We start from the raw sequence: 20993 nt of genomic DNA on the forward strand, positions 1-20993 counted from the left end.
TCGCCGGGACGCGGGGCCCGGCCCGCGGTCAGCCTTCGGAGACCAGGCGCGCCGCGACCCGGTCGAGGACCGCGAGGTCCTCGGCCGGGAGGTCGTAGAGCGACGGCGGCGGGGTGTCCAGGATCCGCTCGGCCTCGGCCGCCGCGGCCCGCCCCGCCGCCGTCGCGGTCACGATCTTGGATCGGCGGTCGGCGGGGTTCTCGGTCCGCTCGACCAGGCCCCGCCCGACCAGGTCGTCCACCACGAGGGTGACGTAGGGGCGGTCGGTGAGGAGCCTCTCGGCGAGGTCGCGCAGCGTCAGCGGCGCACTCGCCGCGGCGACGTACCGCAGCGCCTTGACCCGGAAGAAGCTCATGCCGAGCGCGTCGGTGACCTCCCGCCGCCGGTCGCCGCGCTCGTGCAGCAGGACCCGCAGGTTGTGCCACGCCCGCGCGGCGGCGTCGGCGTGCTGGACTGCGGGCTCGGTCATCGCGCACTCGCTCCCGTCACATCGCGTGCGTCCGGCGCCGTCTCGTCGCCGCCGAACAGGCCGGCCGTGCGCGCCGCGCTGCGGGCGGCCCGCCGGCCCGTGGTGGCCGTGCCGAGCACCAGGACGGCGCCGGCGCATCCGGCGAGGATCCAGTATGCCGGTCGGGCGGCCGACACGAAGGCGTCCGCGGCGGGGTGCGCCGCGGACGTCCCGGCGGCGAGCACGGCTCCGATCACCGCGACGCCGAGCGCCTGCCCGATCTGCCGGCTGGTGGAGGCGACCGCCGCGGCGACGCCCGCCTGGGCGCGCGGCATGCCCGACACGGCGGTGTTCGTGATGGGCGAGTTCAGCATGCCGAACCCGAGACCGAAAAGCACGTACGCGGCGAAGAGCGTGACGTCGCTGGTCTCGGCGTCGAACGCTGCGAACAGCAGGCCGCTCGCGAGCATCGCCGCCCCCGCGATCTGGAGCGGGAGCCGCGGGCCGCGGCCGCCGACGAGCCGTCCCGACAGCGGGGCGGACGCGGCGGTCATCGCCGCCATGGGCAGCAGGAACAGCCCCGCGTGCAGCGCCGACAGCCCGCGCACGTTCTGCAGGTAGAGGGTGTTGAGGAAGAGAAATCCGCCGAGCGCGGCGAACCCGCTGACCGCGATGACCGTCGCGCCCGAGAACGGGACGCTGCGGAAGAAGCGCAGGTCGATCAGCGGCTCGGGGGTGCGCAGCGCGTGGACGACGAACCCGGCGAGGGACGCCGCGGCGACGATCGCGGCGCCGGAGACGGCGGGGTCGGCCAGGCCGCGGCCGGGCGCCTCGATGATCGCGTAGGTCAGCGTCCCGAGCAGCAGGATCATGAACATCTGGCCGAGCGGATCGGGGCGGCGGGGGCGCGGGGCGCGCGACTCGGGGACGAACAGCGCGGTCAGCACCAGCGCGGCGAGCCCGATCGGCACGTTCAACCAGAAGATCGACCGCCAGCCGACCGAGTCGACCAGCACTCCCCCGACCAGCGGTCCCATCGCCATGCTGAGCCCGACGACGGCGCCCCAGACGCCGATGGCGCGGGCCCGCTCGCGCGGCCCGGTGAACACGTTCGTGATGATCGACATCGCGACGGGGTTGAGCATCGACCCGCCGACCGCCTGCACCACCCGGGCGGCGACGAGCCAGCCGAGCGACGGCGCGAGGCTGCACAGCACCGACCCGACGGAGAAGAGCGCGAGCCCCGTCTGGAACACGCGGCGCCGCCCGATCCTGTCGGCGGTCGAGCCGGAGAGCAGCAGCAGGGACGCCAGGACGATCAGGTACGCGTCGATCGTCCACTGGAGGCCCGACAGCGAGCTGTGGAAGTCGCGCTGCAGCGACGGGAGCGCGACGTTCAGGATCGTGTTGTCCAGGCTGACGATGAGCAGGCTCAGGCAGCAGATGGCCAGTACCGCCATCCGGCGCCGGGGACTGAGTTCGGGCACGCCGCCTCCAATCGTTATAGCCCTACAACCATTAGAAGGCTACAACGATTCCGGGCGTGCCCCCGCCGGGCGGCGGGCGCTAGCGCGGGGCGGCGATGCGGGCGCGGGCCGCCGGGACGACCAGCGGGGTCCCGGTCTCCGGGCAGTCGATCACCCGGCACGGCAGCCGGAAGACCTGCTCCACCAGGTCGGCCGTGACGACGGCGGACGGGTCGCCCTCCGCCGCGATCCGGCCGTCCCGCATCGCGATCATGTGGGTGGCGTAGCGGGCGGCGTGATTGAGATCATGCAGGACGGCGACGACCGTCCGGCCCTCCTCGTGCAGCCGCGCGCACAGGTCGAGCACCTCGATCTGGTGCGCGATGTCCAGGTAGGTCGTCGGCTCGTCCAGCAGCAGCAGCGGCGTCTGCTGGGCGAGCACCATGGCGATCCAGACCCGCTGCCGCTGTCCGCCCGACAGCTCGTCCACATGCCGGTCGGCGAGGTCCCCGACGCCGGTCGCGGCCATCGACTCGGCGACGACCCGCTCGTCCTCCCTGGACCACTGCCGCAGCAGGCTCTGGTGCGGGTACCGGCCGCGCGAGACCAGGTCGGCGACCGTGATCCCCTCCGGCGCGATGGACGACTGCGGCAGCAGCCCGAGCGTGCGCGCGAGCTTCTTGGCGGGCCAGTCGGCGATGGGGCGGCCGTCCAGCACGACCGTCCCGGCGGAGGGCCTGAGGATCCGCGCCAGCGCGCGCAGCAGCGTCGACTTGCCGCACGCGTTCGGCCCCACGATCACCGTGAACGAGCCCTCCGGGACCGCCACGTCGAGGTCCTCGGCGATGGTGCGCTTGTCGTAGGCCAGGGTGAGCCCGGCGCCGGCGAGCCGCGCGGTCGCGTCCTTCATCACATCCGTCCCGTCTTGCGTTCGGTCACGAGGAGCCAGACCAGGTACCCGCCGCCGAGCAGCCCGGTCACCACGCCGACCGGGAGCTGGTGGCCGGGGAAGCCGCGCTGCGCCGCCCAGTCGGCGGCCGCCATCAGCGCCGCGCCCATGCACGCCGCCGGCAGCAGGTTGGGGCCCGCCGTCCGGGTGAGGCGGCGGGCGAGCTGCGGTGCGGTCAGCGCGACGAACGACACCGGCCCGGCCGCCGCCGCGGCGAGCGCCGTCAGCAGCACGGCCGCGGCCAGCAGCAGCACCCGGACCCGCTCGATGGGCACGCCGAGCCCGTGCGCCGCGTCGTCGCCCATCTCCAGCATCCGCAGCGCCCGCCCGCAGCCGGCGAGGACGAGCGGCCCGAGCACGGCGAGCGCCGCGATGACCGGCGCGGCGTCCGCCCAGTCGCGGCCGTCCAGGCTGCCGGTCAGCCACAGCACGGCGCGGGCCGCGTCGGTGATCTCCGCCTGGGTGATCAGGTAGCCGTTGACGCCGGTGAGGATCGCGGCGACGCCGATGCCGACGAGGATGAGCCGCTGCCCGTGCGCGCCGTGCCGTCCGGCCACCAGGTACACGACCAGGCCGGTGAGCAGGCCCCCGCCGGCCGCGCCGGCCGCGACCGCGACGCTGCCGGCGCCGGTCAGCACGATCACGGCGAGGACGCCGGTCGCGGCGCCCTGGCTGAAGCCGAGGATGTCGGGGCTGCCGAGGGGGTTGCGGACCAGCGACTGGAAGATCGCGCCCGCCAGCCCGAGCGCGGCGCCGACCGCGAGCCCGGCCGCCACGCGCGGCAGCCGGATCTCGTTCACGATGACCGAGTCGGCGGGCGATCCCCGGCCCGCCAGCGTCCGCACGACGTCGGCGGGGCTGATCGGGAAGTCGCCGCTGCCGATGAGGAGCACGCCCGTCCCGAGCGCGACGGCGAGGCAGAGCGCCGCGACGGCGAGAGCGCGCGGCCGGAACCGGAACGACACCGCGGGCGTCCGGACGACGGCGAAATGCGGCCCCCTGCTCATGAGCGCGACCTCCCGGCCCGGCGGACGAAGTAGAGGAAGACCGGCCCCCCGGCCACGACCATCACCACGCCGACCTGGAGTTCGGACGGGCGCACCACGACGCGCCCGAAGACGTCCGCCGCGAGCATCAGGGCGGGCGACAGGACCGCGCAGAACGGGATCAGCCGGCGCAGGTCGGGCCCGGTCAGGGCGCTGACGAGGTGCGGCACCATCAGCCCCACGAAGATGATCGGCCCGCACGCCGCCGTCGCCGCGCCGCACAGCAGGGTGACGGTGACGATCGCGGTGATCCGGACGCGTCCCGGGTCGGCGCCGAGCGCGCGGGCGGCGTCCTCGCCCATCGCCATCGCGTTCAGCGGGCGCGCCAGCAGCAGCGCGGCGACCAGCCCGACCAGGACGAACGGCGCGACGCGGACGACGGTGTAGCCCTGCGCGGAGGCGAGCGACCCGACCGTCCAGAAGCGCATCCGGTCGAGGGACGCGGTGTCGAGCAGCTGCACCGCGCTCACGTAGGAGAAGAGGGCGGCGTTCAGCGCGGAGCCCGCGAGGGCGAGCCGGGCCGGGGTGGCGGCGCGCCCGCCCCCGACCGCGTAGAGCAGCACCGCGACGGCGCCCGCTCCGGCGAACGCGAACCACACGAACCCGGTGAACGAGGTGACGCCGAGGAAGGAGATGGCCGACACGACCGCGGCGGCGGCGCCCGCGTTGATGCCGAGAAGGCCGGGGTCGGCGAGCGGGTTGCGGGTGAGCGACTGCATCACCGCGCCGGCGAGACCGAGCGCCGTCCCCGCGAGGAGCCCGAGCAGGGTGCGCGGCAGGCGCATCTCGTGGACGAGCGTGTACGCCGCCGAATCAGCGTGGAACAGCCCCTCCCACACCTGTCCGGGCGGCAGCGGCTTCGCTCCGACGCCGAGGCTCAGCACGACGGCGGCGAGGAGGAGGAGCAGCGCGCCGACGAGTCCGGCGGCCCATCGCGCGCCCTGCGGTCGCCGGGCTGCCGCCGGCTCCGCGGGCGGTGTGACCGGCGGCGACTTCGTCGTCAACACGTGGGGCTCCGGGGGGGACGGCCGGGGACCACGTGACGGTCCCCACTCTGGACAAGATCTTAGGTTAGGTTAACCTAAGCTCCCATCGGCCGACCATCCGGCCATGCAACTTGATTTGGGAGAACGTCGGAGATGTCGAACATCGGGGCACAGCACCTCACCCGCCGCGGCCTGCTCGGCGCGGGCGGCGCCCTCGCCCTCGGGGCGCTCATCAGCGCGTGCGGAGGCGGTGACGACGCGAGCGGCACGGCCTCGCCGGGCGGCGGCGCCTGGACGTTCACCGACGACCGCGGCACCCGCGTGCGGCTCAAGGCGCGCCCGCAGCGCGTCGTCGGCTACGTCGGCACCGCCGCCGCCCTCTACGACTTCGGTGTGGACCGCCAGATCGTCGGCGTGTTCGGCCCGACGAAGCTCAAGGACGGCAAGCCCGACCCCCAGGCCGGGAACCTGCCCGTCGACCGCCTGGAGATCATCGGCAACGCCTACGGCGAGTTCAACATCGAGAAGTACGCGGCGCTGCGCCCCGAGCTCCTCGTCGACAACATGTTCGTGCCGGGCGACCTGTTCTACGTCCCGGCCGAGAGCAAGGACAAGATCTTCGCGCTGGCGGACTCGGTCGCCATCTCCACCGGCGCCGTCGCGCTGCCGAAGCCGATCGAGCGCACCGCCGCCCTCGCCGCCGCGCTCGGCGCCGACCCGAAGTCGGCGAAGGTGACCGCCGCCAAGGCCAGGTTCGACAAGGCCGCCGAGGCGCTGCGCGCGGCGGCCAAGGCGAAGCCGGGGCTGAAGGTGCTGGCGGCGTCCGCGAGCCCCGACCTCTTCTACGCCTCCAGCCCGGGGAAGAACACCGACCTCATCTACTTCAAGGAGCTCGGCGTCGACCTGATCGTCCCGGAGAAGCCGGGCAAGGACGGCTACTTCGAGGAGCTGAGCTGGGAGAACGCCGACAAGTACACGGCGGACGTCATCATGCTCGACTCCCGCACGCAGGCGCTCCAGCCCAAGGACCTCGGGTCGAAACCGTCGTGGAAGGACCTGCCCGCCGTGAAGGCGAACCAGGTCATCGCGTGGCAGCCCGAGCCCCGCTTCTCCTACGAGGGCTGCGCGCCGATCCTCGAAGCGCTCGCCGCGTCCCTCCGGTCGGCGAAGAAGACGGGCTGAGGCCGCGATGCCGAAGACCCCGGCGCACCCGTACGCCTTCTTCGACCTGCACGTGCTGCGGTCCGAGCGGCTCGGCCCGTCCATGGCCCGCATCACCTTCGGCGGCGCGTCCGTGGACGGCTTCGTCACCGGCGGGCGCGACCAGCGGTTCAAGATCTTCCTTCCGCACCCCCACCAGGACGCCCCCGTGATGCCGCGCGGCAGCGGCGGCGACACGTGGTTCGCCGACTGGCGGGCGCTCGACCCGGCCGTGCGCGGCATCATGCGGTCCTACACCGTCCGCGACAAGCGCCCCGGCGAGCTGGACGTCGACTTCGCGCTGCACATGGACGGCGCGTCCGGCCCGGCCGCCCGCTGGGCCGCGGCGGCGGGCCCCGGCGACCGCGTCACCGTCCTCGGCCCGACCGGCCCCGACAACGGCGGCTACGACTTCCGGCCGCCGCCCGGCGCCCCCGTCGTCATGGCGGGCGACCTGACCGCGCTGCCCGCCATCGCCGGCAACCTCGCCTGGCTGCCCGCCGGGACGCCCGCGCAGGTCTGGATCGACGTCCCGGATCCCGGCGACCGGCAGGACCTGCCGACCGCCTCCGAGGCGCGGATCTCCTGGGTCACCCCCGGCGGCCTGCTCGACGCCGTGCGCGCGGCGGCGGTCCCGGACGGCGCCTACGCGTGGATCGCGGGCGAGTCCGCCGTGGTCAAGGCGCTGCGGCGGCACCTGGTGAACGAGCGCGGCCTGGACCGCCGCGCCGTCACCTTCACCGGCTACTGGCGGCGCGGCGCCACCGAGGAGGACCTGCTCGCCGAGGTCGTCGCCGGCGGCAGCCCCGCCACCGAGGAGTGAGCGCGGTCAGGGCTCGCGGCCGGTCTCGTCGATGGTGAGGACGGACCGGTCGAGGACGCCGGCGCGGTAGGCGGCGGCGCCGATCGTCTGGGCCGCGACGGGCGCGGTGATCAGCTGGAAGACCGCGACCAGCAGCAGCGGGGCGGCGGCCGCGACGGAGCCCGCCTGGGGCGCGGCGCCCGCGAGGACGAGCACGAGCCCGATCGTCTGCGGCTTGGTCGCGGCGTGCAGCCGGGTGAGCAGGTCGGGGAACCGCAGCACGCCGAGCGCGCCCACCGCGCAGAACGCGGCGCCCGCGGGAAGCAGGATGGCGGTGACGACGTCGCCGGCGGTCACCGGCCCTCCTCCCGCCGCGCCGCGAGGCGGGCGGCGGTGACCGACCCGACGAACCCGAGCAGCACGACGGCCACCAGGATCGTCGACAGCGCGGGCTCGCCCCGGACGGCCGAGTGCACCGCGATGCCGCTGACCAGCAGGACCGCCAGGACGTCCACGGCCATGATCCGGTCGAAGGAGGTCGGGCCGCGGACGAGCCGCGCGGCCGTCATCAGGATCGCCGCGCCCAGCAGGGTCATGGTGACGGTGTAGACGACGGTCATCCCTGTTCCTCTCTCTTCGCTGTGTCCTCGGGGGTCACGAGGGCCCGCATCAGCCTGCGCTCCGTGCGCAGGACGCCGTCGCGCGCGGCGTCGGCCTCCCGGCGGTCCCGGACCGGCATGCCGTGGATGCGCAGGATCGACCGGTCCCAGTCGAGGTCGACGAGCAGGGTGCCGGGACGCAGCGAGATGCTCGTCGTGACCACGAGCAGGACGAGCTCCGAACGCGTCCGGGCGCTCACCTCGATGACGGCGCCCCTGACCCGGCGCGGTGCGCGCAGCGCGTGCCAGCCGATGACCACGCTCGACGCGAACAGGTCCCACGCGAGTTCCGCGGCGGCCTCGGCGAGGCGCAGCGGCCGGATCCTGTTGACGAGCGGGACGGCTGGCAGCCGGCTCACCGCGTAGGCGATGACCACGGCGACGACGCCGCCCGCGACGACCAGGGCGTCGACCCGCCCCCACAGCAGCACCCAGACCGCGAGCAGCCACGCCGCCATGCCCAGCCGGGCCCCGATCCTGCGGAGCGTTCTCCTCACGGCGTCCTCCCGTCCAGCACGGCCCGCCGGTAGGCCGACGGATCCACCAGGTCGGCCGCGGCCCGCGCGCTCCACGCCGACAGCGGCCCGGCGAACAGGGCGATGAGCAGGCCCCCGGCGACCATCACGGCGGTCACGGCCTGCATGACCCGCACCCCGCCCCGCGTGTAGGGCTCGGCGGCCGGCGGCTCGCCCGCCTCCTCCGGGCGGGGGCGCCAGAACCCGAGCACCCAGATCCGCGCCATCGCCATGAGCGTGAGCAGGCTCGCGAGCACCGCGACGCCCGTGACGGCGTACGCCAGCGGACGCCCCGACCCGAGCCCCGCCTGGAACAGCGCGAGCTTCGCGACGAAACCGGACGTCGGCGGCACCCCGCTCACGCTCATCGCGGGGACGAAGAACAGCACCGCGATGAGGGCCGACAGCCGGGCGAGGCCGCCGAGCCGGTGCAGCGACGTCTCCCCCGTACGGGCCTGGATGAGGTCGCTGACGAGGAACAGCGTCGCCTGCACGACGATGTGGTGGACGAGGTAGAGGATCGCCCCGGTGAGCCCGGCGACGCTGAACAGCGCGAGGCCGAAGAGCATGTAGCCGATGTGGCCGACGAGGGTGAACGAGAACACCCGGTGGATGTCCTCGTTCGCCAGCGCGCCGAGGGTGCCCACGACCATCGTCCCGGCGGCGAGGACGAGCATCACCCACGACCCGTGCTCGCGGGGGAACACCAGCGTCTCGACGCGGATGAGCGCGTACACCGCGGCCTTGGTCAGCAGCGCGGCGAACACGGCGGTGACCTTGGTGAGGGCGGCCGGGTAGGCGTCGGGCAGCCACAGGTGCATCGGCACGATCGCGCCCTTGATGCCGAACACCACGAGGAACAGCAGCCCGAGCGCCGTGCGGGTGCCCGCCGGGAGCGCCGGGACGCGCTCGGACAGGTCGGCGAGGTTCACCGTCCCGGCCGCCGCGTAGGTCAGGCCGAGCCCGGTGAGGAACATGATCGAGGACGTGAGGCTGACGACCGTGTAGGTCATGCCCGCCCGGAGGCGCTCGGCCGTGGGCTGGAGGGTCATCAGCACGTAGCTCGACGCGAGCATCACCTCGAACGCGACGAACAGGTTGAACAGGTCACCGGCGAGGAACACCAGGCCGACGCCGCCGGTCAGCGCCAGGTACGCGGGATGGAACACCCCCGGCTCGCTCCGGCGCTCCAGCGCGCCCGCGCCCTCCGCCACCGCGTGCAGCATGATCGCCAGCAGCACGGTGCCGGCCACCACGAGCAGCAGCGCCGACAGCCGGTCGGCGACGAGCGTGATCCCGAGCGGGGCGGCCCATCCCCCGACCTGGACGGCGACGACGCCGTCCCGCGCCACGGCGACCAGCACCGCCACGGAGGCCGCCACGGCCCCCGCCCCGACGAGCGGCGCGAGCACCCGCAGCCAGGACCGGCGGCGACGGCTGATCATCGCGAGCGCCGCGCCCAGCAGCGGCAGCGCGAACGGCAGGGGGAGCAGGACGTTCACTCGTCCTCCTCCAGCGGGTCGTGCCGCTCCGGCGGGGCGTCCCACGACGCGCGGCGGCGCTCGGCGCAGATCCGGCGGTCCTCGACGTCGTCCTGCACCTCGTCCTCGCCGAGCAGCCGCCGGCTCCGGTAGGCCAGCGCCAGCAGGAACGCCGTGACGCCGAACGTGATCACGATGGCGGTGAGCGCCATGGCCTGCGGCAGGGGGTCGGCCATCGCCCCCTCCCGCTTCCCGCCGAGCAGCGGCGGCGCGCCCGCGGCCCCGCCCGCCAGCAGCAGGACGAGGTTGGCCCCGTGCCCGAGCAGCATGAACCCGACCACGACGCGGATCAGGGACCGCTGCATCAGCAGGTCGAACCCGGCCGCGAACAGCACGGCGACGGTCAGCACGAGGACGAGCGCGGGCCCGGTCACGCCTCCTCCCCGTCCGGCTCGTCCTCCAGGCTCGCCCCGAGCGTGGTGAGGATCGTCAGCACCAGCCCGAGGACCACCAGGTACACACCGATGTCGAAGAACAGGCTGGTCGGCACCTCGACCTCGCCGAGGACGGGCGGTGACGCGTGCCAGACCTCGCCCTGGAGGAACTCGCCGTGCGGGAAACCGCCCGCCGTCCAGCCGGCCGCGCCCGTGGCGACCGCGAGCCCGAGGCCGCCGCCGATCAGGACGCTCGGCCGCACCGGCAGCGCGGTCGCCAGCTCCCGCCGGCCGCCCGGAAGGTAGCGCAGCACGAACGCCATGCCCGCCACGAGCCCGCCCACGAACCCGCCTCCCGGGGAGCCGTGCCCCGCGACGAGGAGGTAGAGGGAGAACACCAGGATCGTCGGGCCGAGGAGCCGCGCCGCCGCCTCCAGCACCACCGAGGATCCGCCCAGCGGCGGCCGCCCCGGCGTCGCCAGCCAGCGGCTCCCCGCCTCCCCCGGGCCGCGCTCGCCGCCGGACGGGCTCGGCAGCCGCCGCCCGCTGGTCACCAGCCCGACGACGCCCATCGCCGCGACGCCCAGCACCGCGATCTCGCCGAGCGTGTCGAGCGCCCGCATCTCGACGAGGATCGCGTTCACGACGTTCTTGGCCCCCGTCTCGCTCGCGAGCCGGGCGTATCCGGGCCCGACCGGGCGGGTGTCCCGGCTCAGCGCCGCCACCACCAGGAACAGCGCGACGAATCCGCCCAGGCCCACGCTGACCGCCCCGGCGACCGCCCTGGCCGACCCCGTGCGGCGCCTCGGCGGATACCGGACGGGCAGCCGCCGCAGCACCAGCACCAGCATGATCAGCGAGAGGGTCTCCACGACGAAGAGCGTCAGCGCGAGATCGGGACCGCCCTGCACCACGAACAGCCCGCCGACCCCGTAGCCCGTCCCGGCGAGCAGCAGCGCGGCCGTCAGCCTCCGGCGGGCCCGCAGCGCCGCGAGCGCGCAGCCGATCACGACCACGGCGAGGACGACCTGCGCCGGGTCGTCCCACGCCCGCAGCCGGTCCCACGGAACGTCCGGCCCCGTCCCCCGGACCAGAGCCGCCACCAGCGCCGAGCCGGGCACCACCAGCGCCATCGCCCCGATCACCCCGAGGTAGAAGGGCAGCGAACCGATCTGCACGCGCGCGGTGACCCCGTGCGCCCCGGCGAGGATCCCCTCCACCGTCCCGTCGTAGCCGCGCTGCGCGTCCAGGAACCGCCAACGCGGCCGCCTGACGGGGAACGTCCGTCCGAAGAAGACGAACACCGCGGTACCCGCCACGAGCGCGGCAACGGAAAGCCACAGCGCCGATCCGAGCCCGTGCCACAGGGCGAGCTCGTACTCGCCGTCCCCGGGCAGCGTGTCCGCGTAGGGTCCGGCGAGCTTCTGCATCGCGCCAGGAGCAACGCCCAGGGCGAACCCGGCCACAGCGAGGACCACGACGGGCCCGACCAGACCCCAGTGCCCTCCAGGCGTGACCTCGGCCCGCCCGCCGAACGCACCGAACAGGAACCGCAAGCCGTAGGCCACGGTCAGCGCAGACCCCGCCACGACCCCGATGAGGACGGCGATGTCCACGCCGCCATGAGCGAAAGCCTCCAGAGCGGCCTCTTTGGCCACGAAGCCGAGGAAGGGCGGCAGCCCGATCATCGACGCCGTGGCCGCCGTCGCCGCGACCGCCAGCACCGGCAGCCGCCGCCAGGCCCCCGAGAGCCGATCGGCGCGCCGCGTCCCCGTCTCGTGCTCGACCGTCCCGACCGTGAGGAACAGCGGCGCCTTGAACAGGCCGTGGGCCAGCAGCAGTGCCGTGCCCGCCAGCGCGGCCGTCCGCGTCCCGTCCCCCAGCAGGACCATCAGCAGACCGAGCTGGCTCACCGTCCCGTAGGCGAGCAGCCGCTTCAGGTCATGCTGCCGCAGCGCGAGGACCCCGCCCGTCAGCAGGCTCAGCAGCCCGACCCCGACCACCAGCGGACGCCACACCCCGGCGCCGGCGAACGCGGGCGTCAGCCGCGCCACCAGGTAGACGCCGGCCTTCACCATGGCCGCGGCGTGCAGGTAGGCGCTGACCGGAGTGGGCGCCACCATCGCGGCGGGCAGCCACGCGTGCAACGGCACCTGCGCCGACTTGGCGAACGCCCCGAGCAGCACCAGCACCAGCCCGGCCGTCGCCAGGGAACCGCTCGGCGGATCGGCGACCATCGCCGAGATCCGGTACGTCCCGGCGGTCTGTCCGAGCAGCACGAACCCGGCGAGCATGACCAGCCCGAACGCGGTGGTCGTCAGCAGCGCCTGCGCGGCCGCCCGCCGGTCCTCCGCCCGCTCCGGCCGGGTCGCGCCGATGAGCACGAACGAACTGACCGTGGTCAGCTCCCAGAACACGTACAGGACGAGCAGGTTGTCGGCCAGCACCAGGCCCGTCATCGCCCCGGCGAACGCGACCAGCGTCCCGATCATCAGCCTCTCGGGACGGTCGAAGTACCAGCCCGCGTAGCACAGGACGACGGCCCCCACCCCGCCGATCAGCAGCAGCATCACGATGGCCAGCGCGTCCAGCCGGAAGTCGAACACCAGCCCGAGCTCCGGCGCCCAGTCCAGCCTCGCCGTGAGCGCGCCCCTCCCGACCTGCGCCGCGGCCCACCCTGCCGTCACCGCCGGCAGCACCGCCGCGGCGCACGCCATCACACGCCGGCGACGCCCGAGCGCCCAGGGCACGGCGACCGCGACGACGGCATAAGCGAGAACCAGCGCGAGCATGCCGCCGCAGCCCCCCTCCGCATGGCACGTCGCCTCCCACTTACCCGATCATCACCCCCGAAACGACCATCCCGCCGTATGGGAGGACCGCGACGGCACGGACCAGGGAACGCCCGAACCCCCGACGGTCTGCCGAGGGATCCGATTCGTGGGGATAATGCATGGGCCCTCACACGCTGCGGCCCCCAGGAAGATCGGCTGGCGACATGACCGACTTCGTGTTCTACCGCCTTCTCGACATCGACCCGCCTCTGCGCAAGCAGTGGCTGCTGGACAACCAGCCATCGAACATCAGCCCGTTCTACTGGTGGCTGAGCCTGGTCGAGGCAGGGGTGCGGGACGTCCGCTGGCAGCGCGCGGGATGGCCGCTCCAGAGACCGGCCGCCGATATGGAACTCGCCGCCTCGCTCATCGAGTGGGCACTGGAACAGGGGTTCCCGCTGGCGCACGCCGTCGAGGACCTCGTCTGGCTGTCGCTGGCGGCCCTGGAGGCCGGCGACGAGATCGCGGATCTGCCGGAGGTCCTCCGGCCGGACGGCATCGCCCGGCGGGTCCTCGGCGGTTTCACGATGAGCCGCCAGGAGGCGGTCGACCGCGCCGCGCATCTCCGCTCGATCCCGCTGACCGAGGACGACTTCGCCCGCCCCGGCGAGGACATCGGCGCCATGTTGCGGGCCCTGGCCCAAACCGACGAGTACCGCGACACGCATCGGCTCATCGACATGCAGCGAGCACTGACCGGCCTCGCACCCATCGTCGACCTCATCGCGGACACCGGCCTGGCGGCGGAGGTACGCGCCTGGCTCGGTGTCGTGCCCGACCTGGACTCCTGCGGACGCGACCTGTCCGGCCCGCCGTGACACGTCCGGCTCGCCGTCGTCGCCTGGAGAACCGCCATGCCAGGCTGCGAGATCACAGCCTGGCATGAGCGCCGCAACCGGGACGTCCGCCCGGGGCGTCGGGAGACGGTGGTGGAGTGCCCCGTCACCTCCGGTTGTTCCACCAGTCCAGCAGCTCTTTGGCCACCTTCACGATGTCCGCGACCGACATCGCGATGTCCTTGAGCATCTTGATCCTCCTGGCCCATTCCTCGAGCGAGGACCGCGTGCGCGCGATCTCCAGCTGCTCGCTCGCGCTGTAGCGATCCAGCTCATTGCGGATCATGTTCTCTTCGGAGCCCGCCATTGTTCACCCCTTGCAACTCCGTCAGCGACGGATCTCCATCGGAGAGCCTCCGCCACCACCGCACCAGAGAAAAACTGCCGAAGTCTCGCCCCGTCACTCACCGCGGAGGAACTTCAGCAGCCCCGCCCCCTTCCTGGAAGTTCCGACCCCGTCCGCACCCCTCATGACCTTTCCCCGGTACTTCTCCGGAACCCAGTCCCCCGCAGTGAACGCCTTGACGCCCGAGAATATCCAGGCGCGCTCGTCGGGAACCTTTTCCAGAAGAGCCGAGAAGAGCGGCTGGAGGTTGTACCGCCTGCCGGCGGAGACGGGCACGAACTCGACGGGCGCCCCGATCGTCCGCGAGAAACGGTCCGCCCTGTCGCGACAGATCTCCCGCATGTTCTTCAGCTGCTCGCCGGAAGGGAGGTTCACCTCGGTGTTCCAGTCGAGGGGGTCGATCAGGTCGACCTGGCTGAGACCGAAGACGATCCGGTCGTTCACTCCGAGAAGTTCCGCGATGTACTGCTGCTCCAGGGCGATCGCCCGGTTCCGGGCGGCGCTGAGCCAGAGCACGACGTCGCACTTCGGAAGCTCGCTCCGGTACATCTCCAGGTAGCCGGGATCCTGCTCGACGCTCTCCCCGAGCCCCGGCGCGTCGACGACCCTCAGTTTCGTCCGGTGACCGTCGACGATCCCGCCCCGCACGGTGATGCTGACGTCCTGGCTCTCGAATTCCCTCGTACAGGCCACGGTAGGGCTCGTCGGCAGCTCGGTGTTGCACAGGGTGTTCACCAGAGTGGATTTCCCGACCCCGGAAACACCGACCACGCCGATTGTCAGCGGCTTCTGCCGGAGCTCCTCCTGGAGTTCCGCGAGAACCTTCCGCCGCATTTCTTGATCTTCTTTACTCCCCATAGCCACCCGCACCCCGCAAGCCACTTGACCGAGGGACTCATAGAAGCCTGCGAAACACGCTACTCGCGCGAAGCCCGCGCGCACCGGGCGGACGACGTCCGCCTCCGGCCATAAGATCCACCGGCCCGAGCGCGCAATACGGGGAAAACACCGCCAGAGTTTTCACGGGGAAATGAGATCGAATTGGCGCCCAACTGCCGAACGGCCGCACCCCGCCTGACATATCAGATCATTCGGAGCACCGTGCAAACCCGGTCCGTCATCGGCCCGGCGCCTTCGCCCGGAGCCCGTCCAGCATCACGCGGGTGACGGCGTCGTCCTCCCGGGCTCCAGGACGGCAGACGGCGGTGCTGAGGATCTCGACGGCCTCTACCGGGCTGATGTCATCGCGCATCGCGCCTTCCTCCTGCACCTCTCGCATGAGGTCCCGGAGGAGGCCGTCGACCTCGTCCTGCAGGGCAAGCCGCTCCTCCGGCGGCGAATCACCGTCCGCGACGGCCTTCACGAGCGCGAACGGCTGACCGGCGCAGAAGGCGACGACCCGGGTCAGCGCCTCCCAGCGCGGAAGCTCCTGACCGCGAAGCCGCCGGATCTCCGCCCCCAGGCACCGGAGCGAACTGGTCGCGATCTCCTCGACCAGTGCTCGCCGGTCGGGGAAATGCCGGTAGAGGGTCCCCACGCCGAGGCCCGCCGCCCGCGCGATCTCCTCCATGCTGACGCCGGGCCCCCGCTCGGCGAACAGGTCGAGGGCACAGGAGACGATCCGCTCGCGGTTGCGCTTGGCGTCGGCCCGCATCGTCCTCCTCCCGAGGTAACCGGAACAGAAGATTCAGGTTATCCTGCACAACCAGAACCGGAAGATCCGATTCACCTTGGAGCGGCTCATGCGCATCGGACTGTTCACCATCGCCGGACTGGCCCCCTTGGACGACCTGGTGACGCAGGTCCGCCTGGCCCGGGACACCGGGCTCGACAGCGTCTTCTTCGGGCACGCGGGCTCCTGGGACGCGCTCATGACCGCCGCGCTCGCCGGCCGCGAGGTCCCCGGCATCGAGGTGGGCACGGCGATCGTCCCGACCTACCCGCGCCACCCCCTCGCGCTGGCCAGCCAGGCGCTCACCGCACAGGCCATGACGGGCGGTCGCTTCACTCTCGGCATCGGCCCGAGCCACCCGCAGGTCATCGAGGGATCGCACGGCATCGCCTACGAACGCCCGGCGCGACACGTCCGCGAGTACCTGTCGGCCCTGCGCCCGCTGCTGCGCGGCGAGGAAGTCGACTACCGCGGCGAGACGCTGACCGCGGTAGGCACACTGGACGCACCCGGCGTGACCCCGCCGCCCGTGCTGGTGTCAGCCCTTGGTCCGGCCATGCTGCGCATCGCGGGCGAACTGGCCGACGGCACCGTGACGACCTGGGTGGGCGCGGACGCGATCGCCGACCACATCGTCCCGTCCATCACCAAGGCCGCCGAGGCCGCAGGACGCCCCGCGCCACGCGTACTGGCGGGCACCATAGTGGCCCTCACCGATGACCCGGACGCCGTCCGCCGCGACCTGGCCGACCAGCTGGGCGCCGTGTCGGACTTCCCCGCCTACCGCGCGGTCCTCGACCGTCAGGGCCTGTCCGGCGTCCACGAGACGGTCATCGCCGGAGACGAGAGAACGATCACCCGCGAACTGCGCCGCTTCGCCGAAGCAGGCGTCACCGACCTCCTCATCAGCCCCCGCGGCGAACCAGCGGACCTCCTGGCCCTGGCCGCCTCCCTACGCTGACCACACCCCACCGGATCCAAGGTGGAATGGCGCCCGGCCTGGGTATCTCCGAGAGGGAAGGAAAAACTAACGGCGCATTCGAAGAGCTTCAAAGGCGGCAACCGGCAGTACACCTGAACAGAATCAGAGACCGCAACCGGGAGCCGGGGAGCGAAGCTCCCCACGGGGGGTTCCGGGGGGTCGCCCCCCGGGCTGGCACAGCGGGCCCCGGCGAAGCCGACCAAAGGTCGGCGAGCAGGCGAAGCCGCCTCGGCTCCCGCGATTGGACTCGAACCGGCCACACCACTGGAGTTCACGCAAAGCGATACACACGCGGTCCGGCGAAGCAGCCTCAGCCGTCCACGCAAGTCCAAGCGCGTCCACCCGTGCTGATACTCACTTGGATACTCAAGGACGCCTGGACTACGCCACCTAGCGGCTCCGCCTGAAGCCCGCGCACAGCACACTCGAAGCAACTATCGTAACTGAACGCAACCACTTGGATGCTGAGCGCATTCAAGCGTTGGGTTGTCGTGGAAATCTCGGCCGAGTGGGGGCGTTTAGGTTGCCGCTTGCGTACGATCCCTAGTCATGGCCGGTACGCCCCTTTGGCTTGTTGTAGCTAGCAGCGCCTCCGTTAGCAGTGTCGTATCCCTCCTTGGCCTGATGCTGCAAGCAAGAATAAAAGGAAAACAAGATCTCGCCCTTGCAGAATTCAACGCACGAAAGAGTTTGGAACTCGAAGAAAAGAAGGCCGAGAAGGCAAGGGAAGCACTAACGCTTGACGAGAGGAAGGCTCTTTATGCCGAATTTCGAGGAGTCGTCTATGACTGCTATCTAAAGTGCGTTAAGATAAGCAAAGCAAAAGAGGCGATGTCGAACGACGAATACAGTGCAGCATATGACGATTTTCTAAACAGTTCGGCGGAACTCCTCGCTAGACTGGAAGCTCTCTTGTCTAGGCATATCGTAAGCGGAAGTCTGCGCACAACCCGTCGGGCATTAACGATCGTTTCAACGATCCAGCTTCTCGTCGACGAGGATGATATGTGGCTCGATCCTGACGAGGAGCCAAAAGATGCAATTCGCGAGGAGCTAGACTCCTATGATATGGCCGTATGGGATGACCTGAATCTCTCTGACGCCTAGGCAGTGGCTACGTCAAACTTAAACCATGCCGCCTCTAGGCCCAGATACGTGCAGTACAGGATGTCGAAAATCCGCGAGGGAGAGGGATGAACCACGAGAAGACGAAAAGAGTCGTCGCCCTAGACGCTGCTCTCAACAATCTTGCAGTGGCACTCTCAAGCAAAGACGAACAAGCCATATGGGACGAAATCCAGACGGCGCTAATGTGGCTCTATCAGCTACAGGAAATTGAGCGCCAGAATGATCAGGGCTACTATTCGCATCAGCGTTCGATACCCGAGGGGCAGTGCTTGGCCGGCCTGATCTGGGTACGGGGCTTGGCTACTCATCGACAGGCGAGCGTTCGAGAGAAAATGTTCAAGCGGGTTGGCGTTCACGTGCTCTCGCAAGGAGAACTCAAAGAGGTTCAAGTTTCTAGGATGACAGACGGCAAATTGCAGCCTATATCGGTCAATCAACTAGTGGCTCGGTGGCCCGAGCTTAACCAGTTGCCCGCCACTCCTTCTGACACCTATGGGCGGGAAGCTTTTTACGCACAGCACGTAGCTGGAAAAGATACTCTCGCCCCGCTGAAACTCGCTCGTGAATACCTTGTCGCGAAGCGCCCGTGAGAAAAGACGGACGGTTGCGGGCGGGGAGCTCAAGCGCCGAGCCGTGATTGCAACATGCGCCGTTCAGTTGCGCGGAGCAGAGTTGCCGACGAGTGCGTCAGGAATATCGCTTGTTGTGATGATCTGCCCCTCCCCAATGAAGCGCTGAGTAACCAGGACTCCCGCGTCGTGGACGGCTTGCCCGGCGTGGCTTGCCGAAGCGTCCTCAATCAGCCACGGAGTCAGGTCGAGCTCGAACGCGTCCACGGCAGTTTTTAGTACGCAACTCTCGGTAGCGATACCGCATACGTAAATGTCTTTCCAGCCACGTTCATTGACCAGGGCGCGGCCCTTATCGTCGGCAAACAGGCTGTACATCGTCTTATCGATGACGGCTGTTGCCTTTGCGGCAAGTGGAACGAGTTCAGGAACGATGTCTATCTGCGGGGATGTGTGAAGCTCCTTCCATTTGATGAGGCGCTCAAACGGGCTACCCTCGTAATTGATGTAGCGCGTGAAAATGACATCGCCTCCGGACGCCTGCCAGCGTTCCACCAGATCGGCTATCACGGGAACGACGTGACTGGACTCCGCGCGAACGAAACCGTTCTGTACGTCTACAACGACCAGGACAGCACTGGTTGAGGTCACGAGATCTCCTAACCCTGCGATTGGCGCACTATGTCGATTGCTTGATCGAGATGGCCCAGCAGGCCGCTTGTCTTAACGATCGCATCACGCATTGACCGGTGCTGGCCCGTCTCCTGCGGTCTAGGGTTGACCAGACGAGATCTCGCCCCGCGCAAGAACCGCCACCCATGTTCCTCGGGCAAGACCGGATCGAGACCGAATTCAACCTGTCGGTTGATGTGTTCGCAGTACGCCCATATGGCTTGAGTCGCCAACTCACATGCAACAAGGTCGCTCTCGGCCAGAGCCTGGTCCGGAACCATGGGATGGTAAACAACCCCGGACCATGAAGCGTATCCGACAGACAGGCCGCTAAGTCCAAACGGCTCGATTCCGCTCCCATCGTGCCCGTTCGTCAGAACTCTGCGTTCTGCCTGTTCGGCGTCTTCCCTCTCACTCTCAAGGAATCGCGCTTCGCGCTGCAACAGAATTCTTGGCGTGCATATGGTGCGCAAGGCGTCGTCAAGCGTGCTCTCAGGCCATCCCGGTTCGGTGACCCAGTAGGCGCTCAGTACGTATGACGCGCTTACGTCATCAAGGCCGGTCAACCGCCGAAGGTTGGCAGTTGCCCACGCCAAATTTTCGGCGTAGCTTCGCATCCTCCATAGAGCGAGGCTGGTGATGTTGGGCATTGCGAGTTCTTCGACCAAATGGAATATCGCGACTCCAAATGGCCAGACGTGCAACTCGCATTGTCCGGACGAGTGCGCGAAGGGGGCCGACTGGCAAGATATCCAATGCCGGTCCTGAGTTGTTCTCGCATTGCTTAAGCTCATGACTTGCTCGGCGGCCCGTGCACCCACAAAAGCGGCAATGAACTTATGTGACCGCGCAGCGAATCCCGCAAGCACCTTGCCGCCATCTTCTTTAATCTGCGGGATGCCACCTGCGTCCACTGCTCGTCGTATGCGTTCCGCCTCTGCCGCCTTGCGCGCTTCTGTGCGTCGGATCCCCTCTATTTCATGATAGGTGGAGGTGAGGACGCCGCCAGTGTCAAGAAGTCTGTCGCACCCCTGCCAGAAGAGAGCGGAACAGCTTTCGCCGCGTTCAGCGCCGGCGACACGAGGACGGGAGTAACCGAGTAGATCGGCGAGTCCTTGCTGCGTGTAACCAGAAGCTTCGCGAAGGCCGCGAAGCTTCCGCCCTAGCACCTTCCTCGCTTCAATTACTTCGTCGGTGGTCACGGTTCGGGCTCCGGGGGGGTGAGCTTAGGCGGATGTCAGCCGAATGTCAGCGGAGTGTTAGGGCTCGTGGTTCGCGCTTCCGAACATCCGGCCTGACGGCAGAACCTCGATGACATGACGAAGCGATCACCCGTCCGACTCCGCCGAGGGGATGCGGTCAAGCAAGTACGCCAAAGCCTTCTCGGCGTCGTCCAACTCCGACCGCGAACGGTGAAGCTGAGCACGAATCTTCGCAAGTTCGCCCCTCATGTCGGGCTCAGCTTCACTCGGGGAGCGCACATAAGCGCCGCTCGCTGCACGGATACTGACCAGCCCTTCCCTAGCAAGGAGTTGGACCGCCGCCGCTGCGGTGTTGGTCGCGACGTCGTATCGCTCCGCGAGCTGCCGGTAGGAGGGCAGCTTGCCGCCCGGTGGATACCGAGTGCCCTCTTCGATCTCGGCGCGAAGGAGGCGCGCGACACGTCGGCTCGGTAGCCGCTCATCATCTCTGTCCGCCACGAAACCACCTTATCCAACTGTCTTGAGACGGGGCCTTGACGAGCGCTTCTCCCGGGCCTACTGTCTCAACTCAGAGCAACTGACTTGAGTCAGTTGCTTCCCAGGAGGTAAGCCAGATGTTTCCGCAGAAGGCCAGCAAGCTGCCGCAGTGGATCGCCGGTGTGGCGGTCACGATCTTCGCCGTGAACAACCCGGAGAAGGCCGCTGAGCTGGTCAACCTGGTGATTCACGCGATCACCACGTTCTCGGGCTCGCTGGGCTGACCAGC

24 protein-coding genes are annotated in these 20993 nt (G+C 70.1%); 7 read left to right on the top strand and 17 right to left on the bottom strand.

Going from position 1 to position 20993, the window contains the following annotated elements:
• Positions 1 to 28: 28 nt before the first annotated feature.
• From AB0C87_RS22660 to AB0C87_RS22680, 5 genes are all read right to left on the bottom strand, one after another.
• Positions 29 to 469: a MarR family transcriptional regulator gene (locus tag AB0C87_RS22660; protein ID WP_345174558.1), complete on the bottom strand. Its 441-nt coding sequence runs from the start codon at positions 467 to 469 to the stop codon at positions 29 to 31.
• Positions 466 to 1935: an MFS transporter gene (locus tag AB0C87_RS22665; RefSeq protein ID WP_360579330.1), complete on the bottom strand. Its 1470-nt coding sequence runs from the start codon at positions 1933 to 1935 to the stop codon at positions 466 to 468. The genes AB0C87_RS22660 and AB0C87_RS22665 overlap by 4 nt, the downstream gene beginning before the upstream one ends.
• A gap of 79 nt (positions 1936 to 2014) precedes the next feature.
• Positions 2015 to 2824, bottom strand: a complete 810-nt coding sequence (locus AB0C87_RS22670; protein ID WP_345174554.1) for an ABC transporter ATP-binding protein — start codon at positions 2822 to 2824, stop codon at positions 2015 to 2017.
• Positions 2824 to 3870 carry an iron chelate uptake ABC transporter family permease subunit gene (locus AB0C87_RS22675; protein WP_360579332.1) on the bottom strand — a complete coding sequence of 349 codons (1047 nt, stop codon included), beginning with the start codon at positions 3868 to 3870 and terminating at the stop codon, positions 2824 to 2826. The genes AB0C87_RS22670 and AB0C87_RS22675 overlap by 1 nt, the downstream gene beginning before the upstream one ends.
• The gene (locus tag AB0C87_RS22680; protein WP_360579334.1) at positions 3867 to 4916 is read right to left on the bottom strand and encodes an iron chelate uptake ABC transporter family permease subunit; all 1050 of its coding nucleotides are present in this window, start codon (positions 4914 to 4916) and stop codon (positions 3867 to 3869) included. The genes AB0C87_RS22675 and AB0C87_RS22680 overlap by 4 nt, the downstream gene beginning before the upstream one ends.
• A 132-nt stretch (positions 4917 to 5048) precedes the next feature.
• Between AB0C87_RS22680 and AB0C87_RS22685 the strand changes: the two genes are divergently transcribed.
• Together AB0C87_RS22685 and AB0C87_RS22690 are read left to right on the top strand one after the other, a co-directional pair.
• Positions 5049 to 6077, top strand: a complete 1029-nt coding sequence (locus AB0C87_RS22685; protein ID WP_360579336.1) for an ABC transporter substrate-binding protein — start codon at positions 5049 to 5051, stop codon at positions 6075 to 6077.
• 7 nt (positions 6078 to 6084) lie between these two features.
• On the top strand, positions 6085 to 6918 hold the full coding sequence (locus tag AB0C87_RS22690; RefSeq protein ID WP_360579338.1) for a siderophore-interacting protein: 834 nt from the start codon (positions 6085 to 6087) through the stop codon (positions 6916 to 6918).
• 6 nt (positions 6919 to 6924) lie between these two features.
• On the opposite strand, the gene mnhG is transcribed toward AB0C87_RS22690, so the two are convergent.
• Genes mnhG through mbhE form a run of 6 tightly spaced genes read right to left on the bottom strand, consistent with a single transcriptional unit; the run spans position 6925 to position 12778 of the window.
• Positions 6925 to 7254: a monovalent cation/H(+) antiporter subunit G gene (mnhG, locus tag AB0C87_RS22695; RefSeq protein ID WP_360579340.1), complete on the bottom strand. Its 330-nt coding sequence runs from the start codon at positions 7252 to 7254 to the stop codon at positions 6925 to 6927.
• Positions 7251 to 7517, bottom strand: a complete 267-nt coding sequence (locus tag AB0C87_RS22700) for a monovalent cation/H+ antiporter complex subunit F (protein ID WP_345174543.1) — start codon at positions 7515 to 7517, stop codon at positions 7251 to 7253. The genes mnhG and AB0C87_RS22700 overlap by 4 nt, the downstream gene beginning before the upstream one ends.
• Positions 7514 to 8053 carry a Na+/H+ antiporter subunit E gene (locus tag AB0C87_RS22705; RefSeq protein WP_360579341.1) on the bottom strand — a complete coding sequence of 180 codons (540 nt, stop codon included), beginning with the start codon at positions 8051 to 8053 and terminating at the stop codon, positions 7514 to 7516. Before AB0C87_RS22705 ends, AB0C87_RS22700 begins: the two co-directional genes overlap by 4 nt.
• Positions 8050 to 9573 (bottom strand): Na+/H+ antiporter subunit D, encoded by a 1524-nt coding sequence (locus tag AB0C87_RS22710; protein WP_360579343.1) that lies wholly within the window; start codon positions 9571 to 9573, stop codon positions 8050 to 8052. The genes AB0C87_RS22705 and AB0C87_RS22710 overlap by 4 nt, the downstream gene beginning before the upstream one ends.
• Positions 9570 to 9986, bottom strand: a complete 417-nt coding sequence (locus AB0C87_RS22715; RefSeq protein WP_345174538.1) for a Na(+)/H(+) antiporter subunit C — start codon at positions 9984 to 9986, stop codon at positions 9570 to 9572. Before AB0C87_RS22715 ends, AB0C87_RS22710 begins: the two co-directional genes overlap by 4 nt.
• Positions 9983 to 12778, bottom strand: coding sequence for a hydrogen gas-evolving membrane-bound hydrogenase subunit E (mbhE, locus tag AB0C87_RS22720; protein WP_360579345.1), 2796 nt, complete (start codon positions 12776 to 12778; stop codon positions 9983 to 9985). The genes AB0C87_RS22715 and mbhE overlap by 4 nt, the downstream gene beginning before the upstream one ends.
• A gap of 206 nt (positions 12779 to 12984) precedes the next feature.
• Between mbhE and AB0C87_RS22725 the strand changes: the two genes are divergently transcribed.
• Entirely contained in the window at positions 12985 to 13638 is a 654-nt protein-coding gene (locus AB0C87_RS22725) for a hypothetical protein (protein ID WP_360579347.1), read from the top strand.
• Positions 13639 to 13762: 124 nt separating this feature from the next.
• Here AB0C87_RS22725 and AB0C87_RS22730 read toward each other — a convergent pair whose 3' ends face one another.
• The 3 genes from AB0C87_RS22730 to AB0C87_RS22740 all read right to left on the bottom strand — a co-directional run bounded on the left by AB0C87_RS22730 (position 13763) and on the right by AB0C87_RS22740 (position 15656).
• Positions 13763 to 13963: a hypothetical protein gene (locus tag AB0C87_RS22730; protein WP_345174533.1), complete on the bottom strand. Its 201-nt coding sequence runs from the start codon at positions 13961 to 13963 to the stop codon at positions 13763 to 13765.
• 93 nt (positions 13964 to 14056) lie between these two features.
• Positions 14057 to 14836: a GTPase gene (locus AB0C87_RS22735; RefSeq protein ID WP_345174532.1), complete on the bottom strand. Its 780-nt coding sequence runs from the start codon at positions 14834 to 14836 to the stop codon at positions 14057 to 14059.
• Between the two features lie 283 nt (positions 14837 to 15119).
• Complete coding sequence (locus AB0C87_RS22740) at positions 15120 to 15656, bottom strand: helix-turn-helix domain-containing protein (protein WP_345174530.1); 537 nt, start codon at positions 15654 to 15656, stop codon at positions 15120 to 15122.
• Positions 15657 to 15744: 88 nt separating this feature from the next.
• On the opposite strand from AB0C87_RS22740, the gene AB0C87_RS22745 reads away from it, so the two are divergent.
• The 3 genes from AB0C87_RS22745 to AB0C87_RS22755 all read left to right on the top strand — a co-directional run bounded on the left by AB0C87_RS22745 (position 15745) and on the right by AB0C87_RS22755 (position 18374).
• Positions 15745 to 16635, top strand: a complete 891-nt coding sequence (locus AB0C87_RS22745; RefSeq protein ID WP_360579351.1) for an LLM class F420-dependent oxidoreductase — start codon at positions 15745 to 15747, stop codon at positions 16633 to 16635.
• A 570-nt stretch (positions 16636 to 17205) separates the two neighbouring features.
• Complete coding sequence (locus AB0C87_RS22750) at positions 17206 to 17763, top strand: hypothetical protein (RefSeq protein ID WP_360579353.1); 558 nt, start codon at positions 17206 to 17208, stop codon at positions 17761 to 17763.
• 86 nt (positions 17764 to 17849) lie between these two features.
• On the top strand, positions 17850 to 18374 hold the full coding sequence (locus AB0C87_RS22755; RefSeq protein ID WP_360579355.1) for a hypothetical protein: 525 nt from the start codon (positions 17850 to 17852) through the stop codon (positions 18372 to 18374).
• Positions 18375 to 18437: 63 nt separating this feature from the next.
• Here AB0C87_RS22755 and AB0C87_RS22760 read toward each other — a convergent pair whose 3' ends face one another.
• From AB0C87_RS22760 to AB0C87_RS22770, 3 genes are all read right to left on the bottom strand, one after another.
• Positions 18438 to 19004, bottom strand: a complete 567-nt coding sequence (locus tag AB0C87_RS22760; RefSeq protein ID WP_360579357.1) for a cysteine hydrolase — start codon at positions 19002 to 19004, stop codon at positions 18438 to 18440.
• Positions 19005 to 19012: 8 nt separating this feature from the next.
• The gene (locus AB0C87_RS22765; protein WP_360579359.1) at positions 19013 to 20227 is read right to left on the bottom strand and encodes a helix-turn-helix transcriptional regulator; all 1215 of its coding nucleotides are present in this window, start codon (positions 20225 to 20227) and stop codon (positions 19013 to 19015) included.
• 126 nt (positions 20228 to 20353) lie between these two features.
• Positions 20354 to 20725 (bottom strand): GntR family transcriptional regulator, encoded by a 372-nt coding sequence (locus AB0C87_RS22770; RefSeq protein WP_360579361.1) that lies wholly within the window; start codon positions 20723 to 20725, stop codon positions 20354 to 20356.
• 116 nt (positions 20726 to 20841) lie between these two features.
• Here AB0C87_RS22770 and AB0C87_RS22775 point away from each other — a divergent pair, with 116 nt between their 5' ends.
• Entirely contained in the window at positions 20842 to 20988 is a 147-nt protein-coding gene (locus AB0C87_RS22775; RefSeq protein ID WP_360579364.1) for a hypothetical protein, read from the top strand.
• The last annotated feature ends 5 nt before the right edge of the window (positions 20989 to 20993 follow it).

Origin of the sequence: Actinomadura sp. NPDC048021 (assembly GCF_040653135.1) — a bacterium.
Taxonomy (GTDB): domain Bacteria; phylum Actinomycetota; class Actinomycetes; order Streptosporangiales; family Streptosporangiaceae; genus Spirillospora; species Spirillospora verrucosospora.